Origin of the sequence: Desulfosporosinus sp. I2, from assembly GCF_000960765.1 — a bacterium.
Lineage (GTDB): Bacteria > Bacillota > Desulfitobacteriia > Desulfitobacteriales > Desulfitobacteriaceae > Desulfosporosinus.
Genome location: NZ_JYNH01000063.1, coordinates 1 through 26,357, shown reverse-complemented (window position 1 = coordinate 26,357; position 26,357 = coordinate 1). Strand labels below are relative to the sequence as shown.

Sequence of the window (26,357 nt, the reverse complement as noted above, 5' to 3'; positions counted from 1 at the left end):
CACTTAGGCAGGTCACGTTTGACGATTCATATAGTGTATCCATACGTAGGTACCCGGTTGGTCGTTACCCTGCTTACCACAGGTGCGTCAATAGGCCTGCTTATACCCAACTTTCCTCATATTAGGTATACCTATTAATAGCCGGTGCATGACCGTCAGCGTTTCACAGCCACAGACCCGGATTCAGCCCACAGGCTTTACCATATATGGCCTGACTCGCCAGGCAACTCGACAGCGTTAGCAGTCTAATCCTAGCTTTACCGACATGCTCTTGTCCCCCAGAGGCTTTCGCATGAGGTTAGTCGGTTGTCTTACATCGCACCGCAGGAGCGATGATTTCTGAAAAATATATATGAAACGCACAACGTGCGCACAGGAAATAAAGGAAAGATGTGGAAAGTGTAGAAGTGACTACACTCAGGGGGATTGAAAAACCTCTCACTTAGATAACATGTAGTTGTTTCGTTTCGCAAAATACCTTGGCGTTTTGTTTTTTCCCCAGTAGTAGGATTACTTATAATTTAAATGTTTGGCAGGAACTTTCAGGAAAGCTGTTGAATTTAAAACTTGTTAGGATATATGAATCGGTATTAGTTGAAGTGATGACATAAGCGGTAATTCACCTGGGTAGCTACAGGACCACACGTAGAGGAGACAAATAGTATGCCAACACTTGAATGGATTGGAAAAGATAAAGTCGTTAATCATCATCTGGATGTTCCATATCGGCTACTGGAATACCGATATGCATATACGGAAAAAGGCATATCAGATGATGAGACATTGAGTGATAATAAAATTATTCGTGGAGACAATTTGGAAGCACTTAAAGCCCTGTTGCCTCAGTATGAAGGAAGAGTAAAGTGTATATATATCGATCCCCCATATAACACAGGTAATGAAGGCTGGGCGTATAACGATAATGTCAATGATCCAAAAATTAAAAAGTGGCTTGGGCAAGTAGTCGGTAGGGAAGGTGAAGATTTATCCCGCCATGACAAATGGTTGTGCATGATGTACCCCCGTATCAAGTTGTTGCAAAGGTTACTAGCGGATGATGGCGTGATTTTTGTTTCCATTGATGATATTGAGATAACTTATTTACGTTTAATTATGGATGAAATTTTTGGTAAGAAAAGATTTATCTCTCAGTTTATTTGGAAGAGCAGGCAAAACAAAGATAATAGAAACAAGACAAATGTATCCATAGATCACGAATATATATTGTGCTATGGCAACCAACTAAGAGGGTGCCATAGAGATTTAAGTCAATATTCAAATCCGGACAATGATCCAAGAGAACTTTGGACAAGTGCAAATATGGTAGGGTTAGCTACAGCGCAGGAAAGGCCCAATTTACACTATGACCTAATTAATCCTGAAACAGGAATTAATTATGGAAAGCCGTTAAAAGGTTGGAGATATGATAAGAATACGATGCATCGGCTTATAACAGAGAACAGAATTTTGTGGCCGTCGTCGCCAAATGGAAGACCTCGAAAAAAACAATTCTTAAATGATTTAGCAACCGAGTATACAGGTTTTTCTTCTATTGTTGGAAATAAGTGTTATACCAGTGATGGAACAAAAGAACAGCTAAGTATTTTTGGGAACGTTCAAGTTGCATTTCCTAAATGTACAAAGCTTCTTGAAGAGTTATTGGTACAAGCTACTGAAAAAGATTCCATTGTTCTTGATTCTTTTGCTGGGTCCGGTACCACCGCACATGCTGTTTTAAATCTCAACAAACAGGATGGTGGTAACCGTAAATTTATTCTGATAGAGATGATGGATTATGCTGACTCAATTACAGCCGAGCGTGTAAAGCGGGTTATCAATGGATATGCCGATGTGGAGGGTACCGGCAGTAATTTCAATTTTTACGATCTTGGACATCCCCTGCTACTCGATAATCAGTATATAAATGAGGAAGTACCTGTGCAAAAAATCCGTGAATACCTCTTTTTCACGGAAACGAAACAACCGATTGAAAAGCAGATAGTTACGGAAGAACCTTATCTTTTGGGAATTCACAATCATGCCGCTTACTATTTCTATTACGAAAAACCAAAAGTCACTGTTTTGAATCATGACTTCCTTTCTAGAATGAAGACAAGAGCAGAATGCTATGTGATTTATGCCGACAAAAACACTTTAAGTGATTCAGAGCTAGAAAAATACTATATCACGTTCAAGAAAATTCCTCGTGATATTACAAGGCTGTAGGAGGATAGATATGGAACTGAAAAATTATCAGAAAAAGGTATTGCGAGACCTCTCTATCTATCTTTCTTATCTAAACGAAACACGTGATATTAAGATAGCATATAAAAAGCACTGGGAAAGCCAAAATGTCCGCGTTGGGTTTAGCGGTCTGCCGATTTACAAAGATTCTATCAAAAACACCCCGCATGTATGTTTTAAAGTCCCTACCGGCGGAGGTAAAACTTTTCTTGCGTGTGCATCCGTCAAACTGATTTTAGAAGCAATGCCATCGACAAAATTAAAAATGGTAGCATGGCTCGTACCTTCAAACGCTATTTTGGAACAGACGATCCGGACATTGAAGGATGTCCGTCATCCTTATCGGCAAAGGCTTGATTTTGATTTTGGTGGTAGGGTCGAGATATACACAAAGGAAGAACTACTAAATGGACAGAATTTTAATCTGTCTTCGGTTCACGAGCAACTATCTGTATGCATTCTCAGCTATGACTCTTTGCGTAGTAACAAAAAAGATGGGCGTAAGGTATATCAGGAAAACAGCAACCTGGCTCCTTTCGCAAAATACTGTCCAACACCGGAAACGAAGTTAGAGAATATTGACGATACAGCCTTGATACAGGTTATCAACCAGCTTTCGCCCGTGGTAATTATAGATGAAAGTCATAATGCTCAGTCGGACTTAAGTGTAGAAATGCTGAACAACCTGAATCCCTCTTTTGTTTTAGATTTGACGGCGACACCGAAAAGTAATAGTAACATCATTTCTTATGTGGATGCACGGGAACTGAAAAAAGAAAACATGGTCAAGTTACCTGTTATTGTCTACAATCGGGATAATAAGCAGGATGTTTTGGTGGACGCAATTCAGTTGCGGGGAAATATTGAAAATCAAACGAAAGCCGAAGAAGTATCTACAGGGAACTACATACGCCCAATTGTTCTCTTTCAGGCCCAACCGAAAGGAAAAGAATCTAGCGAAACTTTTGAAAAACTTAAGACCGCACTGATTGGGTTAGGTATCCCGGCACAGGAAATTGCCATTAAAACATCCAATATCAATGAAATTAAGAATGTTGACCTCATGGACAGGAATTGCCCTATCCGTTATATTATCACGGTTAATGCACTCAAGGAGGGATGGGACTGCCCCTTTGCCTACATTTTGGCGACGCTGGCAAACAAGACTTCCCAAGTGGATGTAGAACAGATACTTGGCAGAATTCTTCGTCAGCCTTATGCGATGCAGCATAATCAGCCACTATTAAATATGTCCTATGTACTGACCAGCTCAAATGATTTCCGAACGACATTAGAAAACATAGTAGTTGGGTTGAATAAAGCAGGGTTCAGTCGCAAGGATTTTCGTCATAGCTCGGATCTGCCAGAGACTATATTACCAACAACTCCTGAGCAAAATGGTCAACAAATCGATATTCTCAATGCTATCGAAGAAAGCAATGGAGGTTCACCCGCCGAAGAATTCCTTGATTTTGATTTTCAAAAAGTAAAAGAAGCTATGGATCAGCGACTGACTGAAAGCATAAGTCAGGATACTGAAATAAAAGAAATGCTCGGACAGGCTTTGAAACAGAGTATAAATTATTCTGAGGAAATGAATGCAGCGGAAGATTCCGGATTGCTGGGTGGTGAACTGGAGGATATGAAGAATCATTTTAAAATGCACAGTCGGTTTATTAATGAAACAAAATACTTGCAGATACCTCAGTTTTTCGTTAAAGTTGAACCTAATCTTTTTGATGATGGCAGCCACACTCTACTAACCAAAGAAGCACTGTCCGATGGGTTCACTTTGTATGACAAGGATACACAAATAAACTTTGAAACGACTGCAACGGATGTCATGAAAGTGGATATTGCTAAAGAGGGAGAGGCTGTTCCTCAATATCTCAAATTGACAGTTACAGAGCGCAAGGCTTTTCAGGAGTATTTTAACTCACTACTTCCAGAGCGGAAGATTATAGCTTGCAAGGATATGATCTTTCAGCAACTTAATAAGACAAATACAGTTGGAGCTGACGATTTGCGCACCTATATCAACCGAATCATAACAGGTATGTCGAAAGATGATTTAGCATTATTGGAAAACTCTATTCCAAGTTTTTCATTGAAAATCAAAAGGAAAATTGAAACATTAGAAGAAGCTTACCGTGAATCAAAGTTTATGGAAATGATTGAAACAGGCGAAATCACTTGTGAAGAAAGTTATATTTTACCTGTTAGCATCTCACCATTAAATAGCAGTTCTTCTATCGCAAAATCATTATATGAAGCGGAAAATAGTATGAATAGATTGGAATACGACGTTATCAATGCCGTTGCCAGCCTTGACAATGTCAAGTGGTGGCATTTTATCATGGAGCGGAGAGGGTTTTGTCTTAATGGTTTTATCAACCACTACCCTGACTTTTTGGTAATGACGCAGAAGGGTACACTTGTTTTGATTGAAAGCAAAGGCGAAGATCGCGACAATTCTGACAGCGCAAAGAAAGTGCGATTAGGAAGAGTATGGCAGCATCAACTCGGGCAAAAGTACAAATATTTTATGGTGTTTCGTGATAGGCAGTTTCAGCTTGAAGGTGCATCTCAGTTGGATGAGTTTATGAGCATCATAAAAAGTTTATAACAGCATTACGGGAACGACATTTCCTACTCGCCCCGCTCATTCCCAGATCGGGAAGGGTGTACCGGCTTAGTTAAGAGGGACTGAAGCGGTTAGGTGATTTGCTGGGTGGGTTGAATTAGAAAAGCCTCGTAACGTTTGACTAATGATCTTGACGCTGAATAATCAGCGTCTTTTTATTATCAAATTGGAGGAATTTAGCAACTGATAAAGAATAATTGTACATGAGCTAATTTTAAGAAAGTTGGTTAGTGTAATGGCAGCAAAGAACTGGGCTATCCAAGATTCGAAAAGAAAGAACGATAATACTGTGGAATTCTGGTTGGCGTACAAGAAATATCCAGCGTCAGTTGTCGTAACATACACTAATGACATGATGGTAGATGTTGCTGGAGAAGACAGCTTACCGGAATACATCATTGCAGATATGCAAAGTTACCTCGTAAGCGTATCTGTTTTTAGATGTCGTTGCCTAGGGTTATGTAAGTACTGCGTCAAGCCAGAAGGTGAAGGAACTACCTTCTCCGGTTCAGGCGTCTGCAAACATTATTCAGGACTTGCTCGTAACGTATCTGCTGGAGACATAACAATAAAAAACCATCCTAGAGGGTACAAGGAAATGGATCTTTGTAAATTAGCTGTTACAAAATAAAGAAGGGTACGTTATCGAGACTTGATGTTGGGATATTTGAGAAACTTAATGGAGATGCGAATATGGGTGGCATCATTGGCTGGAGTTATTGTATGGCTTATCAGTATGCTAGTGTTTTACATGATCATCAAAGCGGCTGTTCGAAATGGAGTCATTGAGGCACATGAAGTTATTAACCAATCAAAACGTATATCGGAGTGATTCATAATGTACATAGCTTTTCCTGCAGATGAAAAAACCAAGGCCCAACTAGACGCCGTTTGCGAATCACTCAATATATCCCTTCAAGACTGGTTCGAGACTGCTTTAATAGAATCAGAGCATGACATCTTGACTAAGCTTCTCAGAAGTAATTCCGAAGATCAATCAGAATGGAAGTGGGATGAAAACCTCTGTCGGTTTGTTCGAACTATCGACGCTGAATAAGTGTCATTAACTATGTTAAATGTCCGCAACAAAAGGAGCTGTCCTATAAACATGATGGACCTATACGCCCTTGGCATCCTCTGGTCAATTGGTAGCCCCATCGAGGACAGGTATCCTTATTTTATGCTCCGACATCATGAACGGTATTTCCTGGACGTTGTTCATAAAGCCTTAAATGTCTCAACCAGTGTTTTTGAGGGAAAATCCAGAACGGGCCCACAATACAAACTTAAGCTCTTTAATTTTGACCTAAGCAAATTAACACAGTATGGTTGGCAACCTCGCATCAGCGAGCAGCGCAGCTACCCAATCATACCGGAGCATGTCGATTTTATCCGCGCATATTTTGAGTTGCATAGTTCGTAGACATTATCACTATAAGGAAGGGAAACAAGGAAAGAAAGTCACCTCGTCTCCGAGTCTACGGTAATCAATATTTTCTTGACAAAATGACCGAAGTATTGAGTTCGCAGGTTGAGTTATCTCCAAAACGTGTCCAAAAGGCGACTAAGCAGTCGGGCTCGAGTGGTGTGTTATACTATCAAAGTCGTAGGGAACTTGATAAACTGCTGAACTATCTTTACCCACCTGGCAGCCAGTATTTTCATCGGGAATATTATGAACGATTTCGAAGTAACTTGCTGATATAGATGGTCGAGGGGATATTTATAAAAAAGAAATCAAATCCAGTACTTACGGGAAGGACAAGGTCTCTCTTCAATACTGGAACACGCCCCCATAAATCAAATAAAGACTACACCCGAAAAGTTAAACATAAGGACGGTCCTTCCGAAGATGGAGAATAGAAAAAGAAACACGGAGGTAAAAGAGATAAATAGTCCGCCCGTCCCAATGCTGACCATTTTCCAGGAGATATAAAGCAATTTGTCTCCCCTGCATTATATATGTGTAGGGGAGTTTTTGGCATCAAACTACTTTTTCGCCAGGTCTCGCCGTTAATGTAGAATATAGTTGTTGTTAAGGAAGAACATCGTAACTGTGAAGATTAACTCAAATACAATAATTTGAAAATTCCTTTTGGTAAATAGAATCTAGTAATAAAGTCAAACGCCAGTTAGAAGAATTGCCTCGACTACTTAGACAATTAAACAATAGATCGACAAAAAATATTACTACGTGAATCAATTTCATAAATAGAATTCAAACGCATACGACCACTATATATAGTAGGTTTGATACATTGATATACTAGATATGGTGATGATAATATCGTTTTTAGGCATTATGAAATTGATTCACGTACAAAAAATTAGAGTTAGAGTTAAAAAAATCAAAAATATGGTATAATTTTAATGACCCGCCCCACACAATCGAGGTTGTGATGCTAATGAGGCTTAGCAATAAGTGATGGGGACTGCAACATGATAGCTAACATTCAAGGAGGGATGTCTATGATTTCTAACTGGAGTACCGTTATCGGATTTACAAGTTTGCTAATAGTGAAACTTTTAGGCTTTGTAGCCCCTCTTGATTGTTTGGGGTAAATGTCAGCAGTTATGGGAGAGCTAATCCCACGAATTTTTTAGAATGCAGCAATTAATAACTCTAAAAATATAACTGATATTTATGTATATGCAGAGGAGGGTATTGATGAATTACAATGTTTACTGTGATGAAAGCTGTCATTTGGAACATGACGGTATAAATGTTATGACCCTCGGTGCTGTATGGTGCTCTAAAGAAAAAGTAAAAGTAATTAATTCGCGAATTATTGAGATTAAAGAAAAACACGGGATTTACGCAAATGCTGAGATAAAGTGGACAAAGGTTAGCCCATCAAAACTCTGTCTTTACAGTGATATTGTCGATTACTTCTTTAGTGAAAGGGATTTGCATTTTCGCGGGCTAGTTATCCCAGATAAAGGGATACTGAACCATGATCGATTTGCACAAACGCACGATGACTGGTACTACAAAATGTATTTTGATATGTTGAAAGCTATTTTTTCACCCAATGATGCTTATAACATATACATCGACATAAAAGATACTCATTCTTACAGGAAAGCACAGAAGCTTCATGAAGTCTGTTGTAACAGTGCCTATGATTTTTCTGCTCGTATAATAAAAAAAATCCAGCCAATTCGCTCACACGAAGTTCAGATAATGCAACTTGTGGATATTCTTACTGGCGCATTAGGATATCGAAATCGTCGTTTTCCTGAAACTTTCTCTCAAAGCGAAGCAAAGAAACAATTAATAAGCCAAATTCAGGAGAGTTCTCATTATAGCTTAACGCAAACAACATTGTACCGTGAAAGTAAGGTGAACTTGCTAGTATGGGAATCAAACAAATAGGAGATAGAATGATTGAATGTGATTGGATTCCGGAACTTGAAATCTGTAATGATTTATCGAAGTTCAATGGATATGAGGAATACATTTATAAAATATTCAGGAATGATTTTATCAATAGTTATCCTTGTTTTGATGGGAAAAGAGTAAACATTCGACGTGAACCGATAGAATATGGGAAGGAAGAGGCGTTTTTTCATGTCACTTGTCAGGACTATGCAAGAAATCGTCAACGTGATCCCGATCTGAGACGCTGTGAGAGAATTCGTTGGGTTCGAAGCTTTATAGAAAATTACAATTGCGATAATTCGATATGTGGGTTTTGTGACGGTGTTAAGGTCTGGGATGAACTATACAGGAATAATAATTTGAGGACTCATATTTTTTTAGAAGAGGAACGTTATTTGGTAGTTGTGGAAAAAAGACCTACCTATTGTTTGCTTATAACAGCTTTCTATTTTGATCAAGAGCATCGCTTAAGAAAAATATTAGAACGGTATAATAAAGCCGTTTCTGCATAGCAAAAAGCGCCTCGTTAAAAGACGCTTTCAGGAACTCCTTCTACAACTAGTAGATGAGCTAATTTAATCATAACGATTTCTATTCACCTTGTCAATTGAATATTTTGCAGGAATATTACAATATTTAGAACAAATAGTATTATTTCCTTTGCAATTTATTATATGCATTATTCATTGAAATAATACACAAAAAATCATGATTGAACTTAGTGACAGCGCTATATTATTGATTTATGGACCGCCCTGATAAATGCACCCCCTTTGAAAACAAGGGAGTGCATAATTAAATTGTATCAATATGTGAGTGATTAGACATCGAAACCCTCGAGATTAAGCGGAGATACATAACGAAAGCCTTGAGCTACATGTAGTTTGTACGACTCAAGGCTTTTTGTTCATATTAGAAAGATATTTCTGTTCAGTCCTTACATCTCAACCGTTGCAACCATCATTGCAACCCGATCCAAAAATTGCAGTACGATTCAGTATATGGCTAAAGTCAACAACCGTATAAACCGCTGTATGACTGCATTTAAGAATTCATTAGGATAGCTCAGGATACCTTTTAACTCACTCGTAATGAGCAGGTCGTTGGTTCGATTCCGACCATCGGCTCCATAGATACCAAGGGTTGTAGAGTTTAAGGGTATCTTGGAAAAACAAGAACGGTTGCTAATTGCAGAATTAAGAATAGAAGTTCTTCCTTGGCGGAGGGCTTTTTTTCGGGAATAAAAAATCTAATTAGGCAGCAGCGGCCTGTTTGGTTTCCGGCAAAACGTGAGCCTACAACTTATTCACTAGAGTCGCTATCGCAGATCTACAATTTTCAATGTAATCTTGGCGTATTTGTGTATCCCTTCCCTGGATATTATGAGTACCCGCATTCATTCTAATGAAAGGTTTTCCTTCTGCAAATGCTACGACTCCGGTTGTTTGGAAGTCCCTAATTTCGACAAGCCCTTCTGACAATGATGAAAAAGTGAAAATGTCTGGATGAGATGCAAGTAATTCATTTAGATCATTATCAATTGAATTGAGTACTGAGTTATAGGCAGTTGCTGATCCCATGTACTGCGTCAACCTATTCTTAACAACCAAATGTACAAGAGGCAGGGCCCGTCCAGCATTTCGTAGCTTTTCTGCAAACGAATATTCTTTGTACATAGCAGAAGGTAATTTTATCCCATGTACCAAAGAAAACGCATTTTGAATTGCTCTTCTTGATGAATCATCTGCCATCACAGGTAGGACAAGACGATTAGCTGCTGCTAATGCAATTTGGGTGTACACTGAGAAGCTCGGATTTGTGTCTATAAAGATATCGTCGTATTGGTTTTCAGTCATCTTAATGAAGTCATTCAGCCAGTCAATTACTGCAAGCCAAGTATCTGGTCCAGGTAATCGCGTATTGGAAAGTGTCGCTATAGCATTAGTTTGCAGCTCCACGATAGAATCCCCGGCAACTAAATCGATATTAGCACTTACTGCCCGATTGTATCGATGAGGATGGCATAGAAAATCTTTATAATTAAAAGATGGCATTGAGAAAGGGGATGGCATTCTTTCCTGAAAATATCCACCTATCGATCTTCGCTTGTCGGACTCGTATAAGCTAGTAAGGTGTATTCCTCCTTTGCCTATTAAACCCCCTAAAAATAGTTCTGATAAGTTCGCCTGAGGGCATAAATCAATAGCGAGAATCTTCATTCCTTTATGTTTCTCCGCATAAGCACAAATAGTCTGAAATGAGAGGCTTGTCTTACCCGTTCCACCTTTGTTATTCCAGAAAGCAAAAACTGACATAATATCCTCCTTATTATCTAGACTCGATTTCCTTTTTTTCCTTTATTAGTCCCATTGAAATCATTCGCCAGTAATAAATAATTACCCTTTATTTATTTGAGTCCTGCAGGTGCCGGTTCGATACCGACCTCGGATATTATAGAAAGCTTAGACCCTCAAGAGATTGGGGGGGCTAGGCTTTTGATTATCCTGAGAGTTATTAATCTGTGAGTATAGTGGCTAGTCCGTTTTCGATTTCGAAGTGGTTTTGTTTTTTGTTAGAATATTTTGGCAATAAAAGGAGGAAACAGAGGAAAAATGCGGAAGTATTAAGAAACTGAGGATACCGCGATGAATTTAGGCTTTTGCTATTAACTTTTTGAAGAAGGATGATCTAGATGCATACATGCCCGCCTCCTATTGACGAACTTAATAAATGGTTGGATGAGTATCCTACGATTAATGGTAATTATGGGCATTTGTTGCTTGAGCAGAAATCTGAATCTAATTCATCGTTACTTGATGCTCTGCGGCAATATTTTGAGTCCGCTCATCTTGATGCCCGGGAATACTTCGGAGCAACAATCGGCATAGATCTCCATCCCGACGCTGAAGATGAAGACGACAGTACTGACGCCAGATATCCTAATTGCTTGCCTGTTACTGCTCGGCGAGGGCTTTTTGGCGAGGTGATGACAGGTCTAATCACAGAAAGCTACAAATTTGTGGGTGATCATAATTGGGTAATTCCGGTCTTCCTATTTCGTAATCATTATGATGTAGAAAAATACCTTTTTGATTTGGCACGTGATAGCACGCAAACACGGACTGTTTTTGGCCGCTTAGGGTCAGACTTTATTGGACTATCCTTGGGGGAAGATGGATCAGTTGTCCGCATCATAGTTGGTGAAGCCAAGTGGCGGCAGAGACTCATACCTTCGGTCATTGATGATTTACTTCTAGGAGAACGGAATAAAAAACATGTTCGATCTGGAGGTATCTGGCATAATGTAAATAAGGATACAAAGATACCGCATGGAATACGGCAACTACAACGACTGCTCCAGGAATGCGATCCTGATGGGTTTTCTGCAACGATACTCTCAATGGACAAAGCTCTTCTATTGAGAGATTCGGCACCAATCTTACGAACGGACCTTGTTCTTATTGTCGGAAACGATGTTCCTAGTCGTAAAAAGGCTTATTCGCTTATCCCGTGGGAAGAAATACCACCGGAATACACTGCTGGTAACGATCTGCAGGTCGTGGAAGTAATTCTCAATGATGGTGAAGAATTGATCGACGCTATCTACGATAGCCTCTGGACGGAAGGAGATCATAATGCTTCCGAATGATATCGAAAGGCTCGAAGTCGCAAATGAGATTCGGAGTTCTCTCGCAAATAAAGACATTTTAACGCCAGTACAAGCGCGTTCTTTTGTCCGGTGTTTACAAACTACGTGGGAGGTTCCGACTATTAGATGGGGCGACAATGAATCCTTAAGACAACTAGATGATGCCCGTCGACTCATTCATTCTGCTGGAATTTTTCGGCAGATCGAAGGGGGCTCATCAACTAATGCGCTCCTTTGTTATCGCCGTGCAGCAGAATTGCTAGAGTGGCTAGTGCGTTCAAATGATCTACTACGATCGACGGTACCAATCGAGCTTTTCGCTGCAGGAGCATATCAACTTGGAGGTTTACCAGCAATGGCATCTAGCCTTCTGGCTCAGGCAGAATTTCGGGACAATGGATCACAACTGTATGCTAGTTTCTTACGTGCGGATTTCGATGGCGTGATACGTTCTGTCACTGCGTTCTGGAAGGTACATCCTGAATTGAGAGATCATAACGCAACGGGACGGCTTTTGGTTGACAAAGATGGCGACAATATTTCTTGGTATATCACTGTAGAGCTGGTGCGCAGTGTGGGTCTAATCGCCGATTCGTTGCGACGTGGTGACGACCAGCGACTCGAGCGGGCACTAGCAAAACTTGATGCTCTGGATAGGCTAACTGTGCGGACATTTAGTGACGATACATCAATGCTAATCGCACTTCTATGTGGTGCTGCTAAAGAGTTTCGCGAATCGAGCATATACAGACCGATTTTTCAGCTTGCTCAGTTTAGTCCGAGTCACCGTGATCGGCTTTATACATTTGCACGCGGACAATTCAGTCGTCGTCGAGGAATACTCTGGTCTTCTCAACGCCAGGGTCTTACCAAGCTTCTTCATGAGTCTTCCTTTGCACTTTGTACGCCAACTGGTTCCGGCAAGACACTTGTTGCGAACCTCGCTCTTGTCAAAGAATTACTGCTCTGGGAAGGGGAGGGGCCAGCACCTTTGGCCCTCTATATAGTCCCATCACGAGCACTTGCGGGCGAAGTTGAGGCTAAGCTATCAAGCGAGCTCGGTGAGGATCTAATCATTACCGGCCTCTATGGGGGGACAGATTGGGGTGTAACTGATTATTGGATGACCGCAGACCGTCCAACAGTTCTCATTGCAACCGTCGAAAAGGCGGATGCGCTGATGCGCTTTATCGGTCCTGTCTTGGCTTTGCGTTTACGCTTGCTGATTATTGACGAAGCCCATCAGGTCGTGCCCGAGGATTCAAAGAACACGCTAAACGCATTTGCCGACCATACCAACCGATCAATCAAGTTGGAATCACTTGTTTCAAGGTTGCTGATGCAGTCACCCACCATTGCAAGAATTGCCCTCACAGCGGTTGCCGGGGGAGCCTCCTCGCCAGTTGCAAAGTGGATAGTAGGTAGAGATGATGCGGAAGCTGTTGAAACTAGCGATCGTAGCACGAGACAACTTGTAGGCATGCTTGAGGCTTCATCAACTTCTGGACGAATACTTCTCGATTTAATGAATGGCCAGCCACTAGCTGTCCTTGGTCGCGTTGAGCCTGTCTATATTCCACTTGGAGCTCCCGTGATGCCCCAACTCCCACCTTCAATGAGGAACAGTATCTACTGTTTCACTCAGTTGCATGTTTTGTGGACGGCACTACATCTCGTCAATGACAATCGCCGAATACTTATCTCTGTTGTCCAACAACCAGAACAGACAATGGGGTGGTATAAAAAAGCACTGGAGCAAGACGAGTGGCAGGATATTGTTCTATTCGAGCTGCCACAGGAGGAAGGCCGGCTCGCGAGGTTCATGGAGACTCGTGCAGTTTGTATTGATTATTGCGGGACGGATTCTAACGAAGTCTTCCTTCTCGACCGAGGGATTGCAAGTAATCACGGTCAGATGCCCCAACGGCTCCGAAGGTTGATGACCAGTCTAATCGATAGTCGAATATGTCCAATCACAGTTGCAACTTCGACACTGACCGAAGGCGTTAACCTGCCATTTGATCTCATATTTTTAACATCCCTAAAACGAAGATCATTCGATCCCGCCACAGGGAGAGTGATTAATAGTCGTCTGAACATATCGGAATTCAATAATCTTGCGGGGCGGGCAGGACGACCTGGTTATACAAAGGGCATGGAAGGTATGACACTGGTCGCTGTGCCACAGAGGCCTTCAAGCACGGCTCCGGTAACTATTCAGACTCAGCAGGGGCAAATTAGAGAGATGCAACGCGATTATGCTAATTTAATGAGTGAATTACAGGTCCAAGAGATAGAGCGCGAAGATGTGAGTAGCCCACTTGCCCTTTTAATGAAAGCTATTGCAGAACGAGTACGTGATGTATTTGGATTTGAGGGGGAGGATTTTCTTGATTGGTTGGAGGCTACGACTCCAGTCGAAATTAGTGAAGACGCGGGGACTGGTCAGGGGTCGGACGATGCCCGGTTTGCAGATAGCGTCGACGAGCTTGATAGTATCTTACTAAACGCGTTAGAGGAAGTTAGCCGAGTGGAAACCAGAGCTCTGGACGGTGCTGACGCTGAGGTGTTTCTTACCGCCGTCTGGCAACGAACATTTACACATGTAGCTGCTGTTCAGGAGTCTTGGCTTGAACAAGCATTTATCCGTAGAGGCCGTGCAGTTATTGAGGTCATTTATCCAGATGCAGACGAAAGAAAGCGTCTCTATCAGTATGGGTTTTCGCCTTGTATCGGCCGCCGGTTTGAACGTGTTGTACCAGACATTCGTTTAAGAATTGGAACAGCTGTAGCCTATGGTACCATGTCTACAAGTGAACGTTTAGCCATATTCAAGTCTTTAGGTGATATTGTCTCGGCTGACCGTGGGTTTGGTTTCCGTGTTCGCGCCACTGAGACAGATCAGAACCTTTTGAGTAACTGGCCTAACGTGCTCACTTGGTGGATGAAGGGAGAAGATGTTCAAGGACCTGTTCCAAGCAAGTTGCGTTTTTGGCAACGTTTTGTTGTTGAAAACCTTGAATTTCGTCTAGGTGTCGCTATTGGTGCGGTCGTTGCCTATGCCTGGTCTGAGGGTGCTGTCGATCCATCGGGAGTTCCGTCTCTTGTGGCGTGGCGAGAAACTACAGGCTTGCCATGGTTTGGATTTTGGGTGAGAGAACTTTTGCGGTGGGGTACACTTGACCCATTTGTCGCTTTTGTACTAGCACAAGGCATGGCACATACTCGAAGTGAAGCGGCTGAGCGGCGCCCTGAATTCGAAGCTTGGTTAATTAGTTCGTATGAGGCTCCAGAAGCGGATGACCTGATTGACCCTCGGTTATTCCTAGAATGGCAACGAGGTCTTGAGCAGCGAGCCGGTCTTGAAGCGGTTTATGGTCCTATTGAGGCAGAACTTGCTGGGACTACTGGTCAGCGCGGGTGCTATAACGTTATTCCGGTAAAAGACGAAAGCAATGTAAGCTGGATTGATGCATCTGGATACGAGCTTGCCCGATCCAAGGTTCAGACTGGTCAGTTAGGCAATCGGGAGTTTCGTGATGACTTTGAACTACATGTAGAAAACGGAGCGGTTATTGTACAGCAGACTTCAGTTGAGTACTAGTATATGAGATGATTAGACAATCTTGTATTACATCGTTTAACTTATACTGCGTCTTTATGGTTTGTATTCTCTACCTATACCCATTCCTGATGGCAGTATTCCATGAATGGTCCTCTGCTCGGAAGGATAGCTCAATTTCTCCGGTGGTATGTTGTGGCAACGCTCTCATCCTGAGGATTTGCTGGAGTGAGCGTATATTAACCTGGACCTACTTATGGATAAGAGTTGCGGCCGTATTCTATTTCGGAGCTTATGGGTAGGTCTGGATTGGGGTCAAGACCAGAAGAATAACATATTTCTTAACAACATTCTGAATTGTATTTCTATTATAGTTGACGACAATTTGACGACAACGAGCTTGTAATTAGGTGAAAATAGAGGGGAAAGAAGGTTAATTAATTACACGAATAATTAACTAGATAGGCTTAAACACTAATACCTAGGACTAGGTAAGACTAACGACATCGAATTCCCAAGCCGAGGATCGCGAGTTCGAATCTCGTCGTCCGCTCCATATGAAATGTAGGCACTGCAAGGGATTGCAGTGCTTTTCTTTATCGTTCAGGAAAGTATATATTTCCTTACCTGTTGATAAGTTGGTAAAATAGAAGTGGGTTCTCCATGGCACGAGGAATTATAAAACAGATATTTGCAGATCGATGGGAAAAATTCGAAGCAAATAATAAGGTTCGAGATGTAGTATCCAAAGAAATTAAGAAAATGCTAAAATGCCGGGACTTCGGCGAAGGATATACTGAATATCGTTGCCCCACTTGTGGTGAACGTAAGTATGTAGCATTTACTTGCAAGAGCCGTTTTTGTACATCTTGCGGAAAAAAGGCGACAGATGATTGGGTAGAAAATCTATGCCAAGAGCTTTTAGACGTACCCCACCGCCATATGGTTTTTACCATACCCGGGAAACTAAGAATAGTTTTTTTGAAAGATAGGAAGCTGTTAAAAGACTTATCTGATGCAGCAGGAGAAACGATCATAAGCTCATTTTGGGAACGGAGCAAGAAGCAGAAACCTACCCCAGGGATAGTTTGTGCGATCCACACCTTTGGACGAGATCTGAAATGGAATCCTCATGTCCATGCGCTTGTTACGGAAGGTGTTTTGAGAGAAGATAAACAGTGGAAGGTTATTGACTATTTTCATTATGAAATGCTAAGGAAACGATGGCAACATATCTTGCTTTCCAAGCTAAAGAAGAGGCTCCCAAAAACGAGAGAAAATAAACGGTTAATTGACGAAATGTACCGTCAACAAAAAGAAGGATTTTATGTACACGCTAAGAATCGTATGAGTAATGCCAAGGGAGCAGCAAAGTACATAGGACGATATGTGAGCCGGCCAGCCATAGCAGAATCTAGGATAGTAAGCTATGATGGACAAGAGGTTCATTTTTGGTATGAGCAGCATCAAGGCGGCAAGCGAGTCGATGTTAAACTTCCGGTCTTTGAGTTTATCGGGAAACTTATTAGACATATCCCCGAACGTCAATTTAAAATGTATGCACGGCGGAGGAAAAAGAAGGCTCAGATCATTATGTCCGTATGGAAAAAGTTTAAGAAATTGAGGAATAAACGGATCTATTGGCGAGAGAGGATTATGAAATCCTTCGGACATGATCCTTTGGTATGTTCAAAATGCGGAGATGAAATGATCATAAACGATGTGTTTTTCAAAAAATACGGAAGTATGTTAGACCGGCTAAAAAGAAGGATGGACGAAGCGTATGAAAAGGAAGAAAAAAGACTCATCGAAGAATATGAGTCCCAATTCCCAGGGGGAAGTGTACCTATGCACAGGTTGTGGGAAGAAAGAGAGTATACCCGAAGATGTTCTTGAATACTTTGATTTTGTGAATCCAAGAAATCCATCCACCGGTGCCCATGTCTTTTCGTGTGAAACGTGTGGTGCTGAAATGTACCCGGAATGGTGGTTAAAGAAACAAGAGTGCGTGCCCGAGTAGGGCACGCTTTTTTTATTTACTGCAACAGACCTCAAAATTCATTTGACTGCAATGGGGAAAAATACACTGCAAAACAAAAAGAACGGGTTTGATGAACCGATCTTTTTGTTTTGCTTCGTATAGTGCTGAATCTGCTTTTTCAACTATCTCTTTAATATCCTTAACCGTAAACGGATAGATTGCAACCCCAATTGATACAGTTATATTTATAGATTGATGATTGTAGATACAAACCCGCAATAAGTTGCAGACAATATAATTGCAATATTTCTGAAATCAAGGATTACACCTGGTAGTATTTGAACACTATTAATCATAAGTAGTATTCCTAATATTCCAGACATCGAGCTAAAAAATAGTTTTATTTTAAAGGGGGAATAAGGAGTAACTTCTTGATTAATTAGAATTTGATTTCCTAAACTTATGGTAGCAATCACAATAGCTCCATTTATAAAAAGATCATTTAACACAATGTTCACTCCATATTTTGAAGGCTGACTATTTAAAATTATTATAATTTACCCCGAAAAGTTATATTAATGGCACTCTATGACATACAAGATGAGAACAAGGCCTTTACTCCTGTATGACAAAAATGATTATATCATAATTGGTAAAACTTTATAGTATTTACATCAATATAAATACAAAAGCCATAGGCATAGGACACTTCTGACATCAAAGGCAGGATTATCGAAGATAAAACTAGAAATTATAAGAGCTGTTTACCAGCCCTTTTCGGTAACACTATATCCAGAGTTAGGTAGGTGTTGTTGATGAATAGGCAAGCTATAACCCTTGGCCTAATTGTTCTCTTGGTACTTTTTATCGGTTGTATAAAAATCCCCTCTTATTTGCCTGTCCAGGCTCCAGAAAGCATTAAGCAAGAAGCAGACCTGAACTTCGGCGGCATAACGGATCCAGTGGAATTGGAAAAGCTATGGCAGGAATATCTTTATGATTCCATAACTACTGTAGGAAATACCAGGAACTTTAATTCTGCCCAGGAAATAGCTCCGCTCAATGTGGCCATGTTCGCTTGGTCTAAATATGTCACAGAGTATGGTAAGGAAAGTTTAGAGCTGGCTGATAAGCACAGCACCTTGCGGCTTTTTCCACTGGACAAAGTTCTGGAATATGCTGAGCGATACTTTAATCTGGACAGTCTTGATGTCTCCAATATTGAGGTCGACGCTTATGACGCGCAACAACGAGCCTTCCTATTTGATTTCGGTTCTGATCGTCCCCACCCTGCCTATAACGCTGTCAACTCCTGGAGTGTTCTACTCGATAGGGTTACTAGAAATAGTGATGGCACAGTGACAGCCACGCTGATACGTTATGGCTCACCCAAGACTGACCGTATTGAACTGACCATGACTTATACCTTAAAGCAACGGGAAGATGGCAGTCTGTATTTTGACAGTGGCCGTTGGGATTATATGAATAATCATCTTGTCAGCTTGAGCGGTGATTATCAGCGTTATGATAAAATTGCAGGTTTCGATGGAAACCTAGCAGAGCTTTCTATGATAGGAGAGGATGATGGTAAGTTAATTCTTGCAGATTTACCTTACGAAAAAAGCAAAAACCCTGCTCTGCTACTGGTCAATCCCGAAACCATGAAAGTAGAGAAGAGGTTTGATTTCCAAGACAACTTGGAGTTACCCGATATCCGTCTGATAGCTGATAAAATCATGGTGCGTCTCAAGGATAAGATAATCACGGTAGACAAAGCCCTTGGAGGAACAAAGGATACTACCCCTTTACCCCAAGTCATCAAAGCAAAAATAGAACGTAAGCCAAAGTACGATAAGAATGGATTACCCGACATTTTCTTTGGCAGTTATGATGTCTCCGGTGACCTGAAAAAAATTGTCTATGCCGATGAAATAGGTGTCAAGTTATTCAACCTGATTGACAACAGTGAAAAGTTGCTAGCTCCTACAGTATCTATTAAGGGCAGTAAGTTTCTCGACAATTCTTATCACAAGCAGCCCAGATTTGTCGATCATGGGCAAAAGGTAATCACCACCATGACTGACTATGAAGGCACTAGGGGCTATACCCTGTGCGACCTGATAGATTTTACTGTGCAGACGATAGAAAATTCAACAGACAGCCATCCAGGCACAATCTGGTATGACAGTGGCCTGCTTATGGTGAATAGCTACCACTATGACTTCAAAACACAAAAGGACGAAACTTTAACTAAGTATCTTGATTTTAAGAGCGGAAAGGTTACGGTAATCAAGCTTGCTGAGCCGGGCGATATAGGGTTTATTAGAATGTCAGATAGTTGCTATGTTGGCCAGGATTATGCTGCCTTTTTAACCTTCACAAGAGATAGAAATGACAATGCCCAAAACATGGTTCATCTAAGTCGATTAAACTTAAGGACTTTACAGATAGAGCCAAAGGTCGTCTCGGTGAAAGCAGCCGAAACGCATATTCTAGGTGTTTTGGCCGACGGACGCATTGTCTTTTGGTATGATTTCAATCCCAGCGAAAACGGTGTGGGTATCACTAATAAAGGACCGCTCCATTCAATAGAATGAGCGGTCCTTTATTTACTATCTGGAAGCAATAAGCTTTGGGTAGATTTCTTCTTATAACAAATCAAGGGCTGTCATGATGAAATATATTAATCAAAAATGGCTTGATTTCCAGAGAATATTATACTAATATATTCCAAGTGAGGATGTACAAAAAGGAGTTGGCAAGGACCCTCCTTAACTATAAAATTCAGAAAAAAGAGGTGCGAACTTGAACATATACAGGGATTTCCTGTTGCTTTTAATTGAAGATGCTCGAACCAATCTCAATAATTCTGCAAGACATAGAAGTCTAACCGATCCGAGCATTGTAGAGATGAGTCAAAGATTAGACGGTCTGTTGAATCGGTATTATTTAATCATTAATTCATAATGATTAAATGCTTAATGCCCTAGGCTTTGGAGACTCTAAAATAAGGCAAAGAAATAATTGGATAAACCCGGTAATAAAATTGATATGAGCAAAAGTAAGGACAGGAACACTAAAATGAACGCGAACATCCAGGAGATAGCGTTAAAGAATTTTGTGTTGACATAATCCCCCATAATGCTTTTCTTGCTGGCTATTAGTACCATAAAGATGAGAATTGGGGGTAATAGAACTCCGTTTACGACTTGAGTTGTCAACATGACGTGATATAAAGACAAACCGGGCCATAAGACGATGGCGGCCCCCAATACGATGAGGACAGTATATAGACCGAAGAATACGGGTGCTTCCTTAAGTGATTTACTAATTCCATGCTCAAAGCCAAAGGCCTCGCTGACAGCATAGGCGGTACTTAAGGGAAGGACAAAGGCTGCCAACATGGATGCCCCAAGTAACCCAAAACCGAACAGCAAACTGGCATATTCCCCAGCCAATGGCTTTAACGCGATAGCAACATCTTTTGCAGTCTCTATCGGGATATTATTGGCGAAGAGAGTTGCGGCAGTGGAAACAATAATAAAGAAGGCAATGAATCCCGTAAAGAAGGTCCCGATCAGGACATCCCAACGCGTGTAACGATAGTCTTTGGCTGTAATACCTTTGTCAACGACAGAAGACTGAACATAAAACTGCCCCCAAGGGGTAATCGTAGTTCCAATTACTCCAATGACCATCAATAAAAAGGCAGGGCTTCCGGAAAATGTGGGGGTAATGGATTCGATAAAGACTTGAGGCCAGGGTGGCTTAACTATAACCCCAGAGATAACATAACTGAAAAAGGTCAAACATAGAAACAAGAGGATTTTCTCCATTTTGGCATAATCTGTTTTAACGACTAGCCACCAAATAATAAAAGCCATGATTGGTACGGAGAGATACTTACTTACTCCAAAGATCTCAAAGCTGGTTGCTATTCCGGAAAATTCGGAAACTGTTGTTCCTAGATTGGCTATCAAGAGGACACTCATGGCAAAAAATGCCCATTTTACTCCGTAATTTTCCCGAATCAAGTCAGAAAGTCCGCGGCCAGTCACGGCTCCTGTGCGGGCAGAAATTTCTTGGGCAATGGCCAGCAACACAGTGCTAATAAGCATGGTAAAGATGAGAGAATAGCCATATTTGGCACCTGCAGCGGCATAAGTCGCAATTCCCCCGGCATCATTATCGGCAAAGGCAGTGACAATTCCAGGGCCCATCACAGCCGCGAATAAGGTTAGACGCGCTTTTAGATTCATTCACTATGCCCCCCTTTCGCTTGACGACGGCGAGCGATCAAGGAAGAGTGAATTTCCATACGAGGGCGATCCGGCATTAACAATTCTAAAACATCGTCTACTGTAATGATCCCTAGAACTTGATCTTGAGCATTGACAACGGGGACTGCTAGTAAACCATACTTATGAAAGAGGTCAGCGACTTTCTCGTGATCATCATAGGGAGAGACTTTAATAAACTTTGTGTGCATCAGATCTTTTAAGATCGTTGCTGGGGAAGCAATGATTAATTCACGTAGAGATAGAACCCCTTCCAGAGTTTCTTGTTCATCAACAACATAAAGATAATAGATGGTTTCAGCATCAGGAGCTAAACGCCTTAGTTCGTTAATCGCTTGTTCTGTAGTAAGCCAAAATGGTAAGCCGATATATTCTGTGGTCATTAGCGAGCCTGCAGTGTCTTCCTCATATTGCATTAACTCTCGTACATCTTCGGCATCTTCGGATTCCATTAAGCTTAAAAGTTCCTCGGATTTTTGGGAGGACAGCTCGCCTAAAATATCGGCGGCTTCATCCGGAGGCATCTCTTCTAAGATGTCAGAGGCTCGTTCCTCATCCATTTGATTAATGACTTCAACCTGGGTATCCAGTTCCATCTCTGCTAGGGCATCAATAGTCTGTTGAGAATCAAGTGCATTGAGGAAGTCAGCGCGCTGTTTATAGTCCATGTCTTCAATAATATCTGCAATATCAGCCGGATGAAGCTGGCGTAGTTGTTCTTTTTCTCGAGTGAGTTGGAGAGCTGAAGTTCGATTTTCCAACGGTTTAATATACTGGCAACCTACAAATTTGTTCTCGATCCGACTGAGTAAAAACTCAACGCCTAAGCGGCGGAACAGCCCGCGTACGCCGATATCTACAGCAATTAAAACAAGATATTGGTGATCCACGTGAGAGACCCAAGACAATGTGATATCATTGACTCGTACTAACCTTGAGCCTTCTAAATCAATAATTTGTTTATCTAATAGCCATTTGCCAATAAACGTTTCATCCTCGCGCAGAGGGCAGGTCAGCAGGTGATCAAAATCGGTATTAAGACGCAATCCGTCATGATCCCATGAAATGATCAATTCAATGGGAATTAGGTCATGTAACCCTTTAGTGTATCGTATTCCTGTAACATGGGGCGAGACACTATCCCAGCGGATGGCCATGTCCAGCAATTTACCAACTCTGTGCCCTTTGGCATCTATAATAGGTTTATTAAGCAGTTGACTAAAGTAAAATTCCCCTAGTACTTTCAAGTCATTCATTTATTCCCCTCCTTTGAGTAACGGAGTCTGGCGCCAACTGTCAAAATGACTCCGTCCGGTATAAAATAAAGTAAGATTGCATAAATGATATGGGCCAGAATCCATATAACCACCTCCCTAAGAACATCAAAACGATGTATAATTATAGGTAAAATAAAAAGACCTCTACGACAAAATAGAAGGTCAATCAACAAATGTTTGGACCTCCCCACTCGTTGAGCTTTAGCACTGCATAGCGTAGAGTTTTCTCAGCCACCTTAAGTAAAACCTTATGTCGGCAATACCTGTTCTACCCAATTGGCGTCTCTCGACACACGGTTACAAAGTACAACAAAGTATTACCAAGAAATCAAATAACCCTATTAATATACATTAACCAATTTATTTTACTCTATTGCCCCTTCTAAGTCTACCTAGAACAACCTTTCTTTTCTTTCCTTTGCCTACGATTCTATTCTATCTTATTAAATAAAGCCTCAAATTGCCCCTGTTACTTCGTAACTTCTCAAAAAGAACTAACCTGTCGGGTGGTTATAATAAGAAACCTCTACGATGAACCTCAATATCAAAACTCCTCAGTGATCAAGTCTGGGATTAATTGCGTTTCCCTACAAAATAATGTCGTGGGCCTCTGATATAATCTAATCAACCCCTAACTTGAGGGAGGTGAATAGAGTGAGTATTAAGAGAGCCAAACATGAAAGTGATGAACAAGAGGGCACGAAGAAAGATTACGACGTTCTCGTCTCGAAGATCCGGTTGAGACTTAATCCGAGCCAGCGTGTTCTCGTGGATCGCCTACGGAAGGAATCAGCTCGTCTCTGGAATGATGTCTTGGATATTCATTGGTGGCTTTGGAGTTCGTATCGAGTATGGAGTTCCGAGAGCCAAATGAAGAAGCTCTTTAATGGAAAAACTCATAAACTTCATGCTCAGACGATCCAAGCTACGATTGAACTCCATCAAGAAACGTGCGATCGGACTCGGAAGCAACGAGCACAGGGAAAACTTAATTGGAAATACCCTTGGCGATATAAACAATTTTTCTCGGTAAAATATAAGAAGATCGCTTTCCGTCATCTAGAAAAAACCGATTCCATTGTCTTTTCGAATGGTCGAAATGAAGAGCCTTTGGTTATTAAACGACCTAAACATATTTCCTTTAAATCCATCCATTCAGCCGAAATCGTTTGGACTTACAATCAATATTGGCTACATCTAGCCATCGAGAAACCAAAGCCGATCAAAATTAAAAATTCAGGCTGCGCTGGGGCCGATCCAGGGGAAATTCATGCGTTGACCTTAACGGACGGAAAAGTACATCTTATCCTCACAGCGAGAGAACTTCGGTCATTGTATCGAACGAGAAATAAAGTCTTAGCACAGCTTTCTAAAAAAATATCTAAAAAGCTTAAAGGGTCTAAGGCCTACTGGAAATTGGTTCGTAGGAAACAAAATTTCTTAGCTCAGATTTCCAAGAAGATTGAATATGTCATGCATTGTCTCTCCAAAATGACCATTGATTGGTGTGTCGAACGTGGAATTAAGAAACTATACTTAGGGAACCCTGCCGGGGTTCAAAAAAGCTCACATAACAAGCGTTCACGTAAGGTGAATCAAAAACTTTCAAATTGGCCGTTCGGTGAACTCCGAAAAATGCTCGATTATAAAGCCAAACGTCATGGGATTATCCTGGAGAGAATCAATGAGGCCTATACCTCGGGAACCTGCCCTGTCTGTGGGACCTTTACGAAACAACATTCAAGGAACTATGTTTGCCCATCGTGCAAATCAATAGGTCATCGAGATGTTGTCGGATCATCCAATATTCGAGATAAAGGCATGAATGGAGAGATCACCGCAGGCCGAGAAATGCCTAAGTATCAAGAAACAAAGTATCGTCGAGTCGAGGTGTGTCCGCATCTTCGACAGTGGCGTAGCGCCCTTGACTGGGCCGCGTGATGACGTTAAAACCAATCACGTGATGAACTGGAGTGAACTTAAGACCTAGAGGCTCCGGCTGAAGGGCGGTTCTCAATGAAGGTTTAGAATCCCCCTCCTTTTAGCACTTGGCGTATGTGGGGGAGTGTTCAAGCAGGAGCCTCACCTAACAGAGATTAGAATTAGCACATCGTTATAAACGAGACCATTTTAGGTTTTGCCTTTTTCCTTGTCCCTGTGTTATAATCTAAAATGTATTAAAATGACCTGAGTATCGAGAGGAGGGTGTTTGAATGGCAAAACACATTCAGACTATTGTGAAAGCGAACCTAAGTTCTACTGTAAAAACTGGAGGGTGTGGCAAGTGCCAAACCTCTTGCCAATCTGCTTGCAAGACTTCGTGCACGGTTGGTAACCAAGTGTGTGTTAAATAAGGTCAATTTATTGTTAAACATAGGATCTCAGAACCCACCCCGTCTCTGGGGTTGGGTTCTGTTTCTATTTGGTTGGTAGGGAAAGAAAGAGAGGATCTATAGCTAGATGTTTAATTTATTAAATCTTAAGGGATATTCACTTAAGAAAAATGTTCATAGTTATCATCAAGGGGATATTTATATAGCTCATGACGTCAATTCAGGTTCGTTACATCTGTTGGATGAGGGGACATATAGAGTTCTAAAAGTAATTGAGGGCTTACAAGAGAGGGGAGGATTTGTTACCCCTGAGGAGATTTACCGGGTTCTTGGTCAATCAGAAACATCGCCTTTTTTGAACGAAGAACTTGCTGAGATTTTTGATGAGTTGGAAGATCTATATAAAGAGGGGACGCTCTTTTCCAAAGAATTAGAGGGGATCACCCCAAACTATCCTGAAAAGCCAGTCGTTAAAGCGATTTGTCTTCATGTAGCCCATGATTGCAATTTGCGCTGTAAGTATTGTTTTGCGGGAACAGGGGCCTTTGGTGGTAGTAGAACCTTGATGAATTTTGAAACGGGTAAAAAGGGCATTGATTTTGTTTTGGAGTTATCTGGACATAGAGACCATTGTGAAGTTGATTTCTTTGGAGGAGAACCGTTACTCAATTTTGAGGTTGTCAAGGACTTGGTCGAATATGGCAGAAAAGCTGCAGCAGCTCTCAATAAAACCATTAAATTTACCTTGACCACGAACGGTGTATTATTGGATGAGAAAGTTCAAAGTTTTCTCGAACAAGAGGAGATCAGTGTGGTCTTGAGTCTTGATGGCCGCCCTGAGGTACATGATCGGATGAGGCCCTTCGCCGGTGGTCAAGCGAGTTACTCGAAGGTTACTCAACGCATTAAACAGTTTGTAACCAAACGGCCAGATAGTTCTCCCTATGCATTAGGAACGTATTATTACGTTCGAGGTACTTATACGCA

20 protein-coding genes are annotated in these 26,357 nt (G+C 41.3%); 16 read left to right on the top strand and 4 right to left on the bottom strand.

Annotation, left to right across the window (positions count from 1 at the left end):
* The first annotated feature begins 663 nt into the window (after window positions 1-663).
* The 8 genes from UF75_RS14645 to UF75_RS14615 all read left to right on the top strand — a co-directional run bounded on the left by UF75_RS14645 (window position 664) and on the right by UF75_RS14615 (window position 8,782).
* Window positions 664-2,226, top strand: coding sequence for a site-specific DNA-methyltransferase (locus tag UF75_RS14645; protein WP_045575340.1), 1,563 nt, complete (start codon window positions 664-666; stop codon window positions 2,224-2,226).
* A gap of 10 nt (window positions 2,227-2,236) precedes the next feature.
* Window positions 2,237-4,870, top strand: a complete 2,634-nt coding sequence (locus tag UF75_RS14640; RefSeq protein ID WP_045575339.1) for a DEAD/DEAH box helicase family protein — start codon at window positions 2,237-2,239, stop codon at window positions 4,868-4,870.
* 253 nt (window positions 4,871-5,123) lie between these two features.
* Window positions 5,124-5,519, top strand: a complete 396-nt coding sequence (locus tag UF75_RS14635) for a hypothetical protein (protein WP_045575338.1) — start codon at window positions 5,124-5,126, stop codon at window positions 5,517-5,519.
* 48 nt (window positions 5,520-5,567) lie between these two features.
* The gene (locus UF75_RS28290) at window positions 5,568-5,720 is read left to right on the top strand and encodes a DUF6019 family protein (protein WP_156146454.1); all 153 of its coding nucleotides are present in this window, start codon (window positions 5,568-5,570) and stop codon (window positions 5,718-5,720) included.
* A 6-nt stretch (window positions 5,721-5,726) separates the two neighbouring features.
* A complete protein-coding gene (locus tag UF75_RS14630; protein WP_045575337.1) occupies window positions 5,727-5,945 on the top strand; it encodes a hypothetical protein in 219 nt (72 codons plus the stop codon).
* Between the two features lie 51 nt (window positions 5,946-5,996).
* Window positions 5,997-6,311 carry a hypothetical protein gene (locus UF75_RS14625; protein WP_045575336.1) on the top strand — a complete coding sequence of 105 codons (315 nt, stop codon included), beginning with the start codon at window positions 5,997-5,999 and terminating at the stop codon, window positions 6,309-6,311.
* A 1,245-nt stretch (window positions 6,312-7,556) separates the two neighbouring features.
* The gene (locus UF75_RS14620) at window positions 7,557-8,264 is read left to right on the top strand and encodes a DUF3800 domain-containing protein (RefSeq protein ID WP_045575335.1); all 708 of its coding nucleotides are present in this window, start codon (window positions 7,557-7,559) and stop codon (window positions 8,262-8,264) included.
* Complete coding sequence (locus tag UF75_RS14615) at window positions 8,246-8,782, top strand: hypothetical protein (protein WP_052693282.1); 537 nt, start codon at window positions 8,246-8,248, stop codon at window positions 8,780-8,782. The genes UF75_RS14620 and UF75_RS14615 overlap by 19 nt, the downstream gene beginning before the upstream one ends.
* A gap of 783 nt (window positions 8,783-9,565) precedes the next feature.
* Here UF75_RS14615 and UF75_RS14610 read toward each other — a convergent pair.
* Window positions 9,566-10,585, bottom strand: a complete 1,020-nt coding sequence (locus UF75_RS14610) for a ParA family protein (RefSeq protein ID WP_045575334.1) — start codon at window positions 10,583-10,585, stop codon at window positions 9,566-9,568.
* Window positions 10,586-10,962: 377 nt separating this feature from the next.
* Between UF75_RS14610 and UF75_RS14605 the strand changes: the two genes are divergently transcribed.
* The 3 genes from UF75_RS14605 (at window position 10,963) to UF75_RS14595 (ending at window position 17,377) form a co-directional block, all read left to right on the top strand.
* The gene (locus UF75_RS14605) at window positions 10,963-11,919 is read left to right on the top strand and encodes an aminotransferase (protein ID WP_045575333.1); all 957 of its coding nucleotides are present in this window, start codon (window positions 10,963-10,965) and stop codon (window positions 11,917-11,919) included.
* The gene (locus UF75_RS14600; RefSeq protein ID WP_045575332.1) at window positions 11,906-15,523 is read left to right on the top strand and encodes a DEAD/DEAH box helicase; all 3,618 of its coding nucleotides are present in this window, start codon (window positions 11,906-11,908) and stop codon (window positions 15,521-15,523) included. Before UF75_RS14605 ends, UF75_RS14600 begins: the two co-directional genes overlap by 14 nt.
* A gap of 621 nt (window positions 15,524-16,144) precedes the next feature.
* On the top strand, window positions 16,145-17,377 hold the full coding sequence (locus UF75_RS14595; RefSeq protein ID WP_052693280.1) for an IS91 family transposase: 1,233 nt from the start codon (window positions 16,145-16,147) through the stop codon (window positions 17,375-17,377).
* A gap of 330 nt (window positions 17,378-17,707) precedes the next feature.
* Here UF75_RS14595 and UF75_RS14590 read toward each other — a convergent pair whose 3' ends face one another.
* Window positions 17,708-17,971 (bottom strand): LytS/YhcK type 5TM receptor domain-containing protein, encoded by a 264-nt coding sequence (locus UF75_RS14590; RefSeq protein ID WP_045575331.1) that lies wholly within the window; start codon window positions 17,969-17,971, stop codon window positions 17,708-17,710.
* 306 nt (window positions 17,972-18,277) lie between these two features.
* On the opposite strand from UF75_RS14590, the gene UF75_RS14585 reads away from it, so the two are divergent.
* Both UF75_RS14585 and UF75_RS30735 read left to right on the top strand, forming a co-directional pair.
* Window positions 18,278-20,059, top strand: coding sequence for a hypothetical protein (locus UF75_RS14585; RefSeq protein WP_045575330.1), 1,782 nt, complete (start codon window positions 18,278-18,280; stop codon window positions 20,057-20,059).
* A gap of 208 nt (window positions 20,060-20,267) precedes the next feature.
* Entirely contained in the window at window positions 20,268-20,429 is a 162-nt protein-coding gene (locus UF75_RS30735; protein WP_348983059.1) for an aspartyl-phosphate phosphatase Spo0E family protein, read from the top strand.
* 35 nt (window positions 20,430-20,464) lie between these two features.
* Here UF75_RS30735 and UF75_RS14580 read toward each other — a convergent pair whose 3' ends face one another.
* Together UF75_RS14580 and UF75_RS14575 are read right to left on the bottom strand one after the other, a co-directional pair.
* Window positions 20,465-21,721 carry an Nramp family divalent metal transporter gene (locus tag UF75_RS14580; RefSeq protein ID WP_045575329.1) on the bottom strand — a complete coding sequence of 419 codons (1,257 nt, stop codon included), beginning with the start codon at window positions 21,719-21,721 and terminating at the stop codon, window positions 20,465-20,467.
* The gene (locus UF75_RS14575; protein WP_045575328.1) at window positions 21,718-23,016 is read right to left on the bottom strand and encodes a CBS domain-containing protein; all 1,299 of its coding nucleotides are present in this window, start codon (window positions 23,014-23,016) and stop codon (window positions 21,718-21,720) included. The genes UF75_RS14580 and UF75_RS14575 overlap by 4 nt, the downstream gene beginning before the upstream one ends.
* A gap of 675 nt (window positions 23,017-23,691) precedes the next feature.
* Between UF75_RS14575 and UF75_RS14565 the strand changes: the two genes are divergently transcribed.
* From UF75_RS14565 to UF75_RS14560, 3 genes are all read left to right on the top strand, one after another.
* Window positions 23,692-24,978, top strand: coding sequence for an RNA-guided endonuclease TnpB family protein (locus tag UF75_RS14565; RefSeq protein WP_052693277.1), 1,287 nt, complete (start codon window positions 23,692-23,694; stop codon window positions 24,976-24,978).
* Between the two features lie 272 nt (window positions 24,979-25,250).
* Window positions 25,251-25,391 (top strand): six-cysteine ranthipeptide SCIFF, encoded by a 141-nt coding sequence (scfA, locus tag UF75_RS27195; RefSeq protein ID WP_014905314.1) that lies wholly within the window; start codon window positions 25,251-25,253, stop codon window positions 25,389-25,391.
* A 106-nt stretch (window positions 25,392-25,497) separates the two neighbouring features.
* Window positions 25,498-26,357, top strand: an 860-nt coding sequence (locus UF75_RS14560; protein ID WP_045575326.1) for a radical SAM protein, incomplete at its 3' end; no start/stop codon positions are given.